24 protein-coding genes are annotated in these 12,724 nt (G+C 38.8%); all 24 read right to left on the reverse strand.

The window, feature by feature from the left end; translation table 11 throughout:
• Positions 1–5 precede the first annotated feature (5 nt).
• Positions 6–770, reverse strand: coding sequence for a hypothetical protein (locus M9949_04605; GenBank protein ID MCO5250686.1), 765 nt, complete (start codon positions 768–770; stop codon positions 6–8).
• Between the two features lie 79 nt (positions 771–849).
• The gene (locus M9949_04610; protein MCO5250687.1) at positions 850–1,476 is read right to left on the reverse strand and encodes a hypothetical protein; all 627 of its coding nucleotides are present in this window, start codon (positions 1,474–1,476) and stop codon (positions 850–852) included.
• Positions 1,473–2,498, reverse strand: coding sequence for a hypothetical protein (locus M9949_04615; GenBank protein MCO5250688.1), 1,026 nt, complete (start codon positions 2,496–2,498; stop codon positions 1,473–1,475). Before M9949_04615 ends, M9949_04610 begins: the two co-directional genes overlap by 4 nt.
• A 9-nt stretch (positions 2,499–2,507) precedes the next feature.
• On the reverse strand, positions 2,508–2,735 hold the full coding sequence (locus M9949_04620; protein MCO5250689.1) for a hypothetical protein: 228 nt from the start codon (positions 2,733–2,735) through the stop codon (positions 2,508–2,510).
• Between the two features lie 38 nt (positions 2,736–2,773).
• Complete coding sequence (locus M9949_04625) at positions 2,774–2,971, reverse strand: hypothetical protein (protein ID MCO5250690.1); 198 nt, start codon at positions 2,969–2,971, stop codon at positions 2,774–2,776.
• A complete protein-coding gene (locus tag M9949_04630; protein ID MCO5250691.1) occupies positions 2,971–3,399 on the reverse strand; it encodes a hypothetical protein in 429 nt (142 codons plus the stop codon). The genes M9949_04625 and M9949_04630 overlap by 1 nt, the downstream gene beginning before the upstream one ends.
• Positions 3,400–3,401: 2 nt before the next feature.
• The gene (locus M9949_04635; GenBank protein MCO5250692.1) at positions 3,402–3,863 is read right to left on the reverse strand and encodes a hypothetical protein; all 462 of its coding nucleotides are present in this window, start codon (positions 3,861–3,863) and stop codon (positions 3,402–3,404) included.
• A 1-nt stretch (position 3,864) separates the two neighbouring features.
• Positions 3,865–4,323, reverse strand: coding sequence for a hypothetical protein (locus tag M9949_04640; protein ID MCO5250693.1), 459 nt, complete (start codon positions 4,321–4,323; stop codon positions 3,865–3,867).
• Positions 4,324–4,530 carry a hypothetical protein gene (locus tag M9949_04645; GenBank protein MCO5250694.1) on the reverse strand — a complete coding sequence of 69 codons (207 nt, stop codon included), beginning with the start codon at positions 4,528–4,530 and terminating at the stop codon, positions 4,324–4,326.
• Positions 4,531–4,535: 5 nt separating this feature from the next.
• Complete coding sequence (locus tag M9949_04650) at positions 4,536–4,871, reverse strand: hypothetical protein (protein MCO5250695.1); 336 nt, start codon at positions 4,869–4,871, stop codon at positions 4,536–4,538.
• A gap of 1 nt (position 4,872) precedes the next feature.
• Positions 4,873–5,193, reverse strand: coding sequence for a hypothetical protein (locus M9949_04655; protein MCO5250696.1), 321 nt, complete (start codon positions 5,191–5,193; stop codon positions 4,873–4,875).
• Positions 5,193–5,381, reverse strand: a complete 189-nt coding sequence (locus M9949_04660) for a hypothetical protein (GenBank protein MCO5250697.1) — start codon at positions 5,379–5,381, stop codon at positions 5,193–5,195. The genes M9949_04655 and M9949_04660 overlap by 1 nt, the downstream gene beginning before the upstream one ends.
• Positions 5,378–5,557, reverse strand: a complete 180-nt coding sequence (locus M9949_04665; protein ID MCO5250698.1) for a hypothetical protein — start codon at positions 5,555–5,557, stop codon at positions 5,378–5,380. Before M9949_04665 ends, M9949_04660 begins: the two co-directional genes overlap by 4 nt.
• Positions 5,558–5,559: 2 nt before the next feature.
• Positions 5,560–5,883, reverse strand: coding sequence for a hypothetical protein (locus M9949_04670; protein ID MCO5250699.1), 324 nt, complete (start codon positions 5,881–5,883; stop codon positions 5,560–5,562).
• The gene (locus M9949_04675; protein MCO5250700.1) at positions 5,880–6,380 is read right to left on the reverse strand and encodes a hypothetical protein; all 501 of its coding nucleotides are present in this window, start codon (positions 6,378–6,380) and stop codon (positions 5,880–5,882) included. The genes M9949_04670 and M9949_04675 overlap by 4 nt, the downstream gene beginning before the upstream one ends.
• Positions 6,381–6,398: 18 nt before the next feature.
• Complete coding sequence (locus tag M9949_04680; GenBank protein MCO5250701.1) at positions 6,399–7,157, reverse strand: septal ring lytic transglycosylase RlpA family protein; 759 nt, start codon at positions 7,155–7,157, stop codon at positions 6,399–6,401.
• 22 nt (positions 7,158–7,179) lie between these two features.
• Positions 7,180–7,788 carry a hypothetical protein gene (locus M9949_04685; GenBank protein MCO5250702.1) on the reverse strand — a complete coding sequence of 203 codons (609 nt, stop codon included), beginning with the start codon at positions 7,786–7,788 and terminating at the stop codon, positions 7,180–7,182.
• Between the two features lie 2 nt (positions 7,789–7,790).
• Positions 7,791–8,033, reverse strand: a complete 243-nt coding sequence (locus M9949_04690; protein ID MCO5250703.1) for a hypothetical protein — start codon at positions 8,031–8,033, stop codon at positions 7,791–7,793.
• A 2-nt stretch (positions 8,034–8,035) separates the two neighbouring features.
• On the reverse strand, positions 8,036–8,506 hold the full coding sequence (locus M9949_04695) for a hypothetical protein (protein MCO5250704.1): 471 nt from the start codon (positions 8,504–8,506) through the stop codon (positions 8,036–8,038).
• Entirely contained in the window at positions 8,503–8,949 is a 447-nt protein-coding gene (locus tag M9949_04700) for a hypothetical protein (protein MCO5250705.1), read from the reverse strand. The genes M9949_04695 and M9949_04700 overlap by 4 nt, the downstream gene beginning before the upstream one ends.
• The gene (locus M9949_04705) at positions 8,949–9,380 is read right to left on the reverse strand and encodes a DUF1320 domain-containing protein (GenBank protein MCO5250706.1); all 432 of its coding nucleotides are present in this window, start codon (positions 9,378–9,380) and stop codon (positions 8,949–8,951) included. Before M9949_04705 ends, M9949_04700 begins: the two co-directional genes overlap by 1 nt.
• A 463-nt stretch (positions 9,381–9,843) precedes the next feature.
• The gene (locus M9949_04710; protein MCO5250707.1) at positions 9,844–10,896 is read right to left on the reverse strand and encodes a major capsid protein; all 1,053 of its coding nucleotides are present in this window, start codon (positions 10,894–10,896) and stop codon (positions 9,844–9,846) included.
• Positions 10,896–11,564 carry a head decoration protein gene (locus M9949_04715; GenBank protein ID MCO5250708.1) on the reverse strand — a complete coding sequence of 223 codons (669 nt, stop codon included), beginning with the start codon at positions 11,562–11,564 and terminating at the stop codon, positions 10,896–10,898. The genes M9949_04710 and M9949_04715 overlap by 1 nt, the downstream gene beginning before the upstream one ends.
• 177 nt (positions 11,565–11,741) lie before the next feature.
• Positions 11,742–12,647, reverse strand: a complete 906-nt coding sequence (locus tag M9949_04720) for a hypothetical protein (GenBank protein ID MCO5250709.1) — start codon at positions 12,645–12,647, stop codon at positions 11,742–11,744.
• Positions 12,648–12,724 lie beyond the last annotated feature (77 nt).

Raw genomic sequence — 12,724 nt, forward strand, 5'->3', positions numbered from 1 at the left:
TACCATTATGCGTATGTTGCCGCTTTAATCACAACATCGCCATCAGCTAAGATAGTAGCATCACCTGAAACAAGGTTTGTTGGTGTCAACAAGAATGTTGAGCTACCTTTGAGTTTGATATATCCGGGTTCTTCTGCCACAGGTGTAGCCGCAAAGTCTAATCCTGTTACTTGAGTTTCCCAACCTGTTTCAGTTGCAAACGGGCACTTAACAGCCCCTAAAGTCAGCGTTAATGGTGCTTTGTTTTCAACATCGCCTGTCAACTTGCCTATGAAATAAATCCAACCGTCGGCTTTGTTCGCAGAGTTACGCCCTGAGTGAGTAAAACCTGTTGGGAATACTCCCAAAAAGTATTTATTGACTTTGCCTTTAAGTTTTGAAATGAGAGCGGTCCAAGTTGCAGAATCTCTATCGGCTTCGGTTGTATTGATAACAACTTCGCCTTTACCTGTACTTTCTTGGCTCGCAGGTGTAACGTCCTTAAGTGTGATAGTGTCAGCTTCGGTTTCATTACCCGCAAGTCTTTTCAAGAATTTCGGGAATTCAATTGTTATATCTCCTGCAATTGCGATTTCGTATTTTTCGCCTTCTTCGTTATCTGATGAAGCAGGGAATTTGAAAACCGGATTCTCAGAAAGTGCTTCAAATTTTAAGCGGTCAGCGGCGTCAGCATCACCGCTTGGCGATGCGATAGTTGGTCCTGTTTTTACTTCTAACAAGTAGCAACAAGGCACACCTGTTATAAGCATTGAGGTTGATTCTTTCGACATGATAAAAATCTCCTATTATTGATAAATATTATTAAATTGCTAAATGCCTTATTTATAAAGAAATGCAGTAATTTTCTTGCTAATATATTCGTGTTAAAATAATGCGAGAAGTTGCCTTAATCACAGCATTGCCCGCGAGAGAAGTCACTTTATGTTGTAACTTAATTGTGCTTGTTGCCGAACCACCGTATAAAATACCAAACCATATTTTCGATACGGGGGGGTCTTCGTCATCTAAAGCCGGCACTTCTATTTCGTTTAACAAATTCACATTGTATCCGAGCCAATCAGAACCCGGAGCAAGAGGATAGTAAAAATACCGCGCATGAGTTCCATACATCTCGGTAATAGGTACGCTTGGAGTAAATTTGAATTTATAGTTTACTCCATTCGGTAAAGGTCCGGGTTCAGGAAACAAATAAAACTCAAAACTATATAGCTCTTCTTTTCCTATCTCAAACTCAATATTGTTGTCATCATACCAATTATTATCGTTTAGTACGATTTGGTCACTTGGCTTAAAGTGAAATTTGTTATCCGATAAACCTACCCATCGCCAACCGACCCACATATATAAGCCACTACCAAGCCTTACAACTCGCCCTGCATGGTCTTCTGTTAAGCCTGTAGGCAAAGATGTGACCTTTTCTAAAAGTGCATTACGAAGTTCGTGATTATTCACGTCTAAATGATTACCTAACTTCATGCTACTGCCCCTGTGATAATAGCTCTATATTGATTCAATGTTGGAGCAACTGCAAATTTGATAGTTACAGTATTTGTACTTGTTGCTTCGTAGTCAGGCTCTATGAATTCGTAAGGACTTGAACTGTTTCGCACTCTAACAGCAATATCTCTCGTCCCAAAATTATGAGTTATTACAAAGTTTACAGCCGAACCGTCACCGATATTAGCCGCATGAATACGCGGGATTAAATTTGATGCTGAGAAAGCATTGCCGATAAGGTTAATTCCTGAGCCTGCGGAATATAAACCTGCACCTGCAACTTGGATAAACGTTAATTTCGTAGTATCTAAAACTACGTTGTCAGTAGCTAACAGCCACATTGTATCTGCATACGTCGTGCCTTCCGCCACCTTAAATGCCATTCCTTCAACTTCTGCTGATGTATTTGCATCTTCCGCCCTTACCCATGCAGTTGTTTTGACAATCCAAATACCTTCCTTGCCGTCAACATCTGCATTTGCAACGTTTACACGGTCGCCGTCTGCTAAACTGACACCGTCCCGCACAACAAGCCCCGAGAATACGTTTTCAAAAGGAATAAACACCCTTACGTCATCTTTCCATTTTCGCCCACGCATTAGTTGGTCTACGTAGGCTTTTGCTGCTTTTTGTGATGCGACTGCTGTATCACTATCAGCAGACAAAGTTGGGTCGGTATCAATCCATGACATTGGTATTTGTTGAACATTATCAACGTTTGGCAAGCCCACCTGTGTTTTATCAACAGAGTGCGGATTGCTTGTATTTGCAATATGATTATCTATATCTGCATGGCTGTTAGTGCCGATATTGCTTAATAGCTCGTGATTATTGATACCGAATGCTAACCAAATAGTTCCGTTGAAATATTCGTACTGTTTAGAAACAGAATTATAATAAAACTGCGATTCGCCCGGACTACTCGGGGGAGTCGTTAAGATATGCCCCAAAGCGTTCCGGATTTCATGTTTGTTTACGTTTAGATGATTTGCTAATTTCATAATTATTTCCTAATTTAAGTAAGCGTTACCAGCCGTTGCACCGCTAAAAAGAATCGTTAAGCTGTTTGTGTCTATATATTCAACATCAGGCACAATAACGTTGTCACCTGTATCAACCACAGACACGCTCGGATATTTACCCATGTTATGTGTCACCGTCCAAGTTGCACTCGCTACTGTTTGTTCATGCGTGTAATGAGCATCGGCAATTGCAGTTATCGGAATTACTCCCTGCATTCCTGTTTCAAGGGTGACTGTTTGTAACATCGTGGTACTCATGCAGTTTTGCCTTGTAATTTTTTATCAAAAATTTCATTTGCAATATGATTGCACTCGTCAAACGTTGGGTAAACAGGCAGTTTACGCTCTTGCGCAATTTCTTCAAAATCATAATAATTGTCAAAAGTCTCGTCGAGCGGTAATTCAATTTTGTTACGCTCGCTCCAAACGGCTAATATCTCTTTGATTTTCATTATGAACCTGTTTTTTTACTTCGTGGATTACCTGTACCTGTGTTGGTCAAGTATTTAACTTTGCCCTTTGCCGTATTAAATGCAAAGTACCTACAATAGTAGGTTGTATTTGATGCCAGATTTGTCACGGTGATTGGAACTACTCCTGCATTTCGGGCATTAAGACAAAACACGTAGTTACCGCTTCCTAAATCATCCCCTGAGCCGAATACAGAACTTGCGTTGTAAAATGTATCGTCGCTCGGGAAAACATTGACTGATGCCCCTTGACGAATCACTCCTATAACTCCATGACCGTTGTAAACACTTGATGACCAAAGGTGCTGCACGTCAAATGAATTCGCCGTAGTATTGAAAAATGATATTCCGTATATTTGCGTACCGGGAATCACAGGGTCATCGTGAGCTTGTCTTCTTCTGCGTATCATAACTATCCCATTGGTTCTGATAGTTGCCAAAAATAAAGCGTTCCAATTTTAATGACAGAGACTTCTACATAGAAGTTGGGCAATAATGTTCTACTGATATAGGTTTTAATGTCAAATGCGGTATTTGGGACAGTAACTATAATGCTACCGGCTGATGTATTTTTGACGAAGAACACTTTCTCAATGCCTTCTTCAACATTTGACAACGAAAATGTTTCATTCGCTGAGATTGAAATCATGAAGTGAGTGTTATTTGCACAGTCAATTGTCAAAGAAGTCAATCCTGAAACAGTACCATTTTCAATACCTACAAGCTCAAAAGCATTAATCTCAGTTGCGTATGCTAATCTACCTAAATCAGTAACAAGATAAGGTTCGCCAACTTTCAAATTGTTAGCGGCTGCTTGAGTTTCCAAATTCGCAAGCGTAGTTTGCAAGAACCTTATTATTTGCAATCGAGCCATATTAGAATGTTCCGCCGTTGATTACATCTGCTTCTAAAGTCACGAAGCCGTTGCCAGCATCTTTAGTCCATTTCAAACTACTTCCCATACGAACAACGCCGTCTGAACCGTCAGTTCCATAGAGATACCCTGCTGTTCCGCCCGATACAACAGCTACTTTTTCATCTGCTGATGCTTCGGGAATATTCAAAGCTGTTTTAAGAGCAGCCAAGGTCATCTTTTTCTCTTTTTGTCCTGTGCCGTCAGCATCATGGATTATCACAAAGTCGGTATCTAAGTTTAATGATGCAAGCGTGACTAAGTCCTCAATCGCAGGAACTATAATAATCCTTGTTGTTGGGTCAACTGCGACGTGCAATGTGCCTCTATCAGTAGTAACGTGCGCTTCGCCTGCCAACATATCAGAGTTTGGCAAATTAGCTTTGACGCCTGCTTTTAATTGTATTCTTTGAATACCCATTTAAAATGTCCCTCCAAAAATATATGTGTTTTTATCTAATTTCTCTTCAAATTTTTCATCAATAACAGCTTTTGTATAATACCTATCATCGTGGTCGTGACCGACATTGCCGGTTGGAGTGCTTACTTCTGAAACAATGAATTTTGTTTCTTTCACTTCAACATTATGTTCTTCGGTTGTTATATTTATTGATACATTGTGTTCCATAGAAATTATTCCGGTATCGGATCTAAATTAATAGTCAATTCCAGATGACCCTGCATGCCTTTTTTACGAACTATTCTTGAACCGTCAGGCTTTTTGATTACATATTCCCAATAGTAAGTCGTTAAATCCAAATTTTTTGTCATGGCAGGAGTTATCACAAGTACAGTTTCATAGTCACTGTCATGGTCAGTTTGTTCGATTAGAAGTGCCGGAGTAGCATCAGTTGGCGATTTTTTCCAAATACAAACAACCGTCGTTCCGGTCAATAGTTGTGGAACACCATTTATTGAATAATTAAAGCGAAACTTCTCAGTCGCACCCCTGACCATTTCTGTTAACATGTCATTTCCTGTAAATATAAATTACTGTGTCTTTGCGAAATACCTCTGTTCGCCTTGCGTATTCATTATTCAAAGTCCATATTTCGTAACCGTCCTTAGTGAATTCATATTCAATTTCAGGTATTGAATCGCCTTCGCACGGTGGCTCGACCCAATAAACGGGAGCAAACTTCACAACAATGGAATCCACCGGAGCGGTATCTTGAGCCTTATTTGGCTTCCAAGTGATTTCGATGTTGTCAATTAAATAATCTGCAGAGGTTTGGAATATACTGCACCCTGACAGCGTTACGCTTAGTAAAATAGCTATGATTAATTTCATTAGGTTTCCTTTAAAAATTCGTCTAATTTTTGAAATTTTAGGCATCGTTCGTATATGTCAGTATCGAAGAACAAAAGCACGGCTTCTACAATGTCATTACGACTACATTTAAGCTTACGAGCGGCTTCATCTACTTTGTCTTTTACGTCAGAGGCAACGTAAGTTTGCATCGGTTTACGGTTTCTCATTTTTGCACCTTAAATAAATCATTTAATGTTTTTCTAATCCTTTGTTCAACATCAAAAGCGGGTTTGTCGGTCAATTTCGATAAGGTTGCTTTAGCTTCATTCATTGATACAGTACCGTCCTTTGCATCCTTAACCCTATCCAATATGGCATAAGCGAGCGATTCAGTTTCTATCATGGTTACACCTTTGGATATTTTTTGCGAAGTTGGTCGCGGAACTCGTCTATGATTGGAACGGCGATATTTCCACCGTCGCTACTCATAGATTTTATACCGGACTCAAGGTATTTTACAATATCTTCAACAATCGGATATTCGGCACGACAATACATATCAAGCCTGCGGAGTTCGCGAAGAATAATATCCATTTTTTCGTTATCGTACTTCTTTTGACTTCTGTAATTACCTAACAAATCAATCAAATGAAATACGCCTATGATAATACCTAATATTAATGCAATATAGCCGATTATGGAAGCTAAGATGTTCATTATTTCGCTCATGGTCTATCCTTTGCAGATTTTGGCGTTGGGAATTCAGTAGATGTCGGTATGATTGATGTTTTGCCCTTTCTCGGACGTCCAACTTTACGCTTTTCAGTACCGTCAGCTTTGACAAACTGTCCTGTTTCATCGCGGACTGCATATTTGTTCTTTGCAGGCTCTTTGATTTCTCTTTGATTTCTCTTTGCAGGCTCTTTAATTGTCACGCTTTCACCATTGCCGGTGTCAATAGTTTTAGATTCAGTCATCGCTTCAATAACTTTTTTTGCAGTTGCATCTTCGACAATCCTCTCGACACTCTTTTTAAGCTCTTTGGCGGTTTCCTCTTGAGCGGTTTTGTTTACTTCTTTTAGTCCATCAACTAAAGCATCAGTATCAACGCCTGTTTTCGACTTAAACCATTGCAACAACATGATACCAAAAAATGTGATGATAACAAGAATTCCAAACCCAAACAATAAGGGATTGTTGTTTAATAAATCTGTTAAAAATTCCATGACATACTCCAAATATTTTTAATAATTAAGCACTTCTACAAGCACTTTTCCTTTTCGTATTTCAATTGAATCTGCAGCCGCTTTGCTCAAATCTATTATAGCATTGTTGGCATAGGGACCCCTGTCATTAATCACAACTTCAACACTTTTCCCGTTTCGTTTGTTGGTGACTCGGACTCTTGTGCCAAAGGCAAGGTCTTTGCTTGCTGCTGTGAAAGCTTCATGCCTATATATTTCTCCAGAAGCAGTCCGGCGACCGTCGAAATAATCGGAATAGAATGTTGCAATACCTTCAAAAGTTTCGTAAATCTCATCATTATCTTTCTCGTTATTTAACCAATCATAAAAACCTGTTACGTCAACAATATGTGTAGTTCCATCTGCTATCATACTTCTCAAAGTTATCTCCCTCATTTGCACTGCATCATTTACGTTCCCCCCGATTATGACGCCTTTTTGGTTTGCCGTGTCCCAACTTACGAATGTGTCAACGTGGTGACCGCCGGCTCTCCCTTTTACTCTCCAATCACCCGCTTTTGGGATATAGTTGCCGTAAATGACATCGCTTATGGTATAGGAAAATCCAATTAAAGCATAGTCTTTTGCCCTTGCTGAAAATACGATCGGATATGCTTTGCCCTCTTTTGATTTCAAGCCCCCAAAGATTCCGCACCATGGCACAGGAGTGTCAAATCCGAACATCTTTCGCCAAACATCAATACTGTCACCACGATTTGAGCCTTTTGGTTGTTCAACAACATCAAGGCATTCAAGCATGAGCTTAACATGGTAAGGAATATCACTCCTCTGTGTCTCCTGTGTTTGCTCTTTCGACTGTTCGCTCTGTAGCAGTTGGTGCTTTATACTCTTCGCTCTGACTTCTGTCAGTGATGAGGGAATTGCCGACCCAAATACCAATGCCAATAAGAATAACAAAACCAAGAATAAATATAGCGGAAGCAATCGCATTTTGTGCTATCCTTTTAATTGTGTTACCGGGTAATACAAATTCGTCTTTAACCAATAATAGGGCTAATATCCCAGAGGATAAAAACAATCCAACTGCAATAGAAAACAGTGGTAAGAAGTTGAGCCAGAATATTAATGTCATTCCGCCTGTGACAAGCAATGATGTTATAACATAAATGTTACGTCGTTTGTTGAATTTTTTGTCAGCTTCGGTCAACTCCTCTGTTAGCTCAAAAGGTTGTTCGATTGCAGTTTGAACGTCTTTACGTACCGATTCAACCTTGTCAATCAGCATATCTACTTCGTTTGAAATGCCACCAAGTTCATCCATAATCATTTGATTTGGGTCCGGTTCGGTTTTCGCTTCTTTAGGTCTTACGATTGCAAGAACTTCATCTACTTTGCTTTCCACCTGAGTTAAGCGTTCATCGTATGTCATGATTAACTCCTTAACAATTTAAAGAGTTGTTCGCCAAATTTGAGGCTTAGTTCATCTTGTTGATTATCAGTTATTGATTTCGCTTCTTCTTTAGCCGCTAAGGTCAATATCCGAATCTCTTTAGCAAGAAGCAGTAAATCTGTTTTACCACTCGCTTCGAGTTCGAGTTCTGATTCATTTGCGTATGACAACAATGAATTAATTGCCGTCATTAATTTTCCGATGTTTTCAGTTGTCTTTTCCATTTTTATACACTCTCTAAATCTTTAACTCTATTTTTAACGCTATTGTAAATGTCGTTTAGTGTCTTTAACTTGTCACTGTGCTTGTTTGTGGTGTCTATCAGCTTATCTTGTTTATTCATCAATTCATGAATATTTTGTTGGTTTTGGTAAACATCTTTCGATAAATCATTTAGGTTTTGCTTGATTTCGCCGATTGTTTTCCAAACAGCCTTGAGATTATTTTCATTGTTAGTGTTTTTTTCTTCCTGACCCCTGATGAACAACCTGATGTCTATCAATAATTCTTCAATTTTATCAATAATGTCTCTCAATGATTTAATTTCACTCGCAATCCGTATTTCATCCTTTTCAGCATTCTTTTCGGTAGTTGTTCCGGATTTTATCCAAATCTGGATTAAAACCGTTGAAATGGATGAAACTATTGCTGCCAAAAAAATGGCAAGAATTCCATAAGATATTTGTTCTAATGTCATTGTCCGTTAAAGTATAATCCGTTGTAAGTAAATTTCATCCCTAATAGTATAGTTCCGTCATCTATGCTTGGTAATGGGTCAGTTGCGACCCATTCAGCAGGCTCTACTACCCCTGAACTTAATTCAGGGCAGAATACTGTTAATATTGCTCTTATTCTTTCAGCTAAAGCCTCTGTGCCGTATCTCTGATGTGATTCCGAATTGCCGTAAATTGTTATTCCAATTGAAATTGAATTTGTATGAGAACCTAAATTCTTTCTACTGCCAACGCTACCCATATTGTAAAGAAAGATGCTGGCATGTGGATGCTGTAAATATTCATCCCTTGCTTCATCTTCATCTTTGCTTTTATACACTTCGGGCATAAATTGAACATCAGCATCGAGAGGGCTAATCTCATTCTGTAAATGCTTTAATACAGCTTGTTTTAGTTCACGCTCCATTATGGCATCTCGCTATAAAATGTATCTGTAAACACCTGCTTAGGTGATGATATTGCTATCGTTACGCGATGATTAACAGGTTTCTCATTTACTGCTATCAGAATTACACCTTTTTGAATCAAGAGTAATCGTTCAAGTGACTTTGTTTTACGCTCTTTAATCAAATCCGGAGCTAATTTACCACGCCGTTCATGTAGTTCGGTTACTGCTAAATCAATGTTCAGATTTTTTAATATACATTCACCAGATTGTTCATCTACCGGCACAGTATAACGACCTCTCAAATAGCCGTCAATGAGTGATGCGCCATTAATAATACATTCATTAATGACTGTTTCATCAACTTTTGAAGCATCAATGTCATTCGAGAGCTTTTTTGCCTTCTCTTCTGACAAATTTTTGACCACATCTGATACATCACAATAAGGCATAATTGGTTTTTTTCACTCAAATTTTTGGTTGCGAATCAATTTTTTGTACGTTTTGATGTAATTTTTTGCATCACTTTTGATGATTTTCACATCAATTTTGCATCATTTTTGATGATTTCCACATCAATTTTGCATCAATTTTCGTTGTTTTGATTGTTTTGCGAGTTAATATTTTGTCAATTTTGCATCAATTTCAATTTTTTTTACGGTAAAATTACAATTTTTTCACGCTTTAGATGGAAATATCACTTTTTATTGCTTTTTTATAAACTCGCTCCTGTGGCTACTTTGGAGAGGGTATATATAGGGTATCGATACCCTATCGATAGGTAATCCTTAATATACTATAATATAAATTAATATAATATACTAATACAATATATATAGTTCGAATGCCCTAAAATCCTTATACCCTATACATACCCTACCGATACCCTGTTGATACCCTATCCTAAATTAACCACTATGAACTAATAACTTGACAAGAAATAAAAGCATCTGCATTATGAATTGCAGGCAATGATTTTTGTTCCAAAGTCCAGCTTAAAGTCTTTTTGTTCTTTTCTTCAACATCGAGGTTGTATTCCGTGATGATAGTATTAAGTTTCTTGTTGACAATTTGATGCACCGGACCATAATGAACACGGTTGTTCTTATTCGCGCGATAGGTAACAATAGCTCTATCGGCAGGGATAAGGTCTGTTGCAATATCATTATCAGCTACAAACTGTTGGTTATACTCATAGAAGTCAAGCCCAAGAATATTTCCAATGTAATCAGCGGCTCCGGATTGAAGTTTTGATTGGTCAATACTGCCGATGCGATAATTGTTCGTGTCGAGTGCTTTTTTAACAGCTTCGTTTGAAACAAGCATATCTCGTGCATCAGAACCCAAAATAACAATATCCGGAGTTCTACCTACACGGCGTAGCATAGCACGTTTCCAATCGCTAATATTTTTCAAAATATCAGGTGTAGTATCATCCCAATAGTTGTTAGCACCTAAGTCTGTTAAATGAACATTATTTTCAAATAAATAATCAATACTGAAAGCGATGTTAGATTGAGATACTTCGCATTTACCTGTGGCAATAGCTTTACAAGCCATCCATTCACGTCTGAGCATAGCACGTTCTTTCAAATACTCCAAGTGTCTTACAACAAACTTGTTAGCTTCTTCAGCTTTTCTCGCAGGGTTTTGGTCGTATAACTGACCAAAAGCGTTGTAATCTGCAAGTTCCTGAGCCGTGAAGATGTATTCTTCATAAGTTCTTGGAAGTGATACGGTTTGATAAAAACGGTCATCTTTTTTCAGCAAGTGCGGACCTTCACTTTGGTTCACGAACTTTGCCAATTTCTCTGAGTGTGTAATTACTTCAAGGTCAATTTTATCAGCCGCATGCCCTTCAGGTGGACTGAATAGGGTTTTCAATATAAATGGCTCAAACACTTTAGTTTTAACCACAGCGGCAGTCATAGACCTTGAATCAAACATATCAAGCATTATAGTAGACATTAGTCAATCTCCTTTTTAATTACGATAGAACCTGAATTATAAACACCTGCTTCGATAGTAACACCTGAAGCGGCGGTGAGTGCAGATAAGAGGAATTCACCTGCTACATAGCAGAATCCTTTTTCATCTCCTTCGGTTGCGTCTACGGCACATCCGAGAATACCAACTAAATTCTGAACACCATTAACGGCATCCGGATTCCAGAGGTAGAGTTTATTGTTTCCGGAAACGAGAGCAACTGCGATATCAAAGCTGTCACCAGCTACAAAATCTGTTGCACCGTCGGCAATTGTGAACTTCACAACGCCATCAAAAGCAGTCCCAACTTTACCTGAACCAACGATAACACCTTCAGGGTCTTCAACAACAAACGAGCCTAAGTCAGTTACAGGCTCAACAAACACTGCTTTGTAAGTGCCTGCTTTGACGCCTGCACCATGAGCGGGGTCTGCGAGAGTTAAAACACCGTCACCGGTATTTCCTGCACCTGCTTGGAAAGTTACTTCATCAAAAGCACCTATGGTTTGTTTACCAAGCATAGCACCACGAAGGAGGTTTTGACCTGAGCCAATCGTGAGGTCGGTTATTTCTTTTGTTTCGGCATGACTTGCGAATATGTCATGTTTATGGGTTTTTGTACCCAAATCTGCGATTCCATAATTTAACATCTTACTTGCCTCCTTGAGCTTCTACTACAGCATTACCAATTGCATCTACAGTGTTATCATCGTGGTCGTTACCCTTTTCGTACTGTGAAAATTCTACGATTTTCGGCAGGGTACGCATAAATTCTTTTACTAATTCGTTAGCAGATTTCTTCTTGTCTTCTTCACTAAAGTTTAAATCTAATGGGAAGTCTTGATAGTCACCACCGGATTATCGACACGGTAAGCCATTTCCAAGACACTTGAAGCCTTAGTTTTAGCAATACCAGCGAGTGGAGTTTCTTTTTCGATGAATGAAGCAATCTCGTGTTGGCGATTCTTCAATTCGAGTTCAACGATACGTTTTTGCGTTGCTTTATATTCATCTGATTGCATAAAGTCTGACTTAGGGTCAGCTTTTTCAGTCGGTTTAGTTTTCATCGAGCTAAACACTTCAGAGAATATTTTATAAGTCTTTGCATATGTATCATCTGAGGTTTGTTCTTTCAGTTTAGCGAAGAACGAATCCCTAAGTTCATTAAAATCCATAGCATAATCTCCTTGATTAAAGTTATTTGAATTGTCTTGTTGTTTTGGTTGTGTTTCAGGTTGTTTCTCGTTAGGTACTACAACCGCCGGAACTTCAGGTTCAGGTTTTGGTTCTGAAAAATCAATATCACTTGTAGTGATTTCATCTTCATTAAACACAAACCCGATATATTCAGCTAATTCAGCATCGCCTAAGCCTTTTATAGCAGGTGGTGTAGCTCCCAAGAAGCCCACATGACGGAGCATATTGTTGGGGTACAGCCTGACGGAAACTTTTTTATAAGCACCGGATTTGACTTCATCTACAAATGAATTTTGCAAATTGCGAAGTTTAGCCCAAAGTTTACCACTTTCATATTTAAGCGAATCAACCCAACCCATTGCAGGGTCATCAGTCTTAGGGTGTCCCTTAACGATTGGTGCATCATGCTTTTCGGTGGGTGACTGTTCATTGTACATCTTCACCATATTACGCAAATCATTATCAGACCAAGTCCGAGTATTGCCTGCGGCGTCGGTATGAGTGCCGGGTTTGAAAATTGCTATCCAATTGTTCATATTATTGTCCAAAAAATAATTTACATTCACTACGAATGTAAGGTGTTTGGATAGCTTTATTGAATGCTGTAAACTTA

This window comes from Candidatus Kapaibacterium sp., from assembly GCA_023957315.1.
Lineage (GTDB): Bacteria > Bacteroidota > Ignavibacteria > Kapaibacteriales > UBA2268 > PGYU01.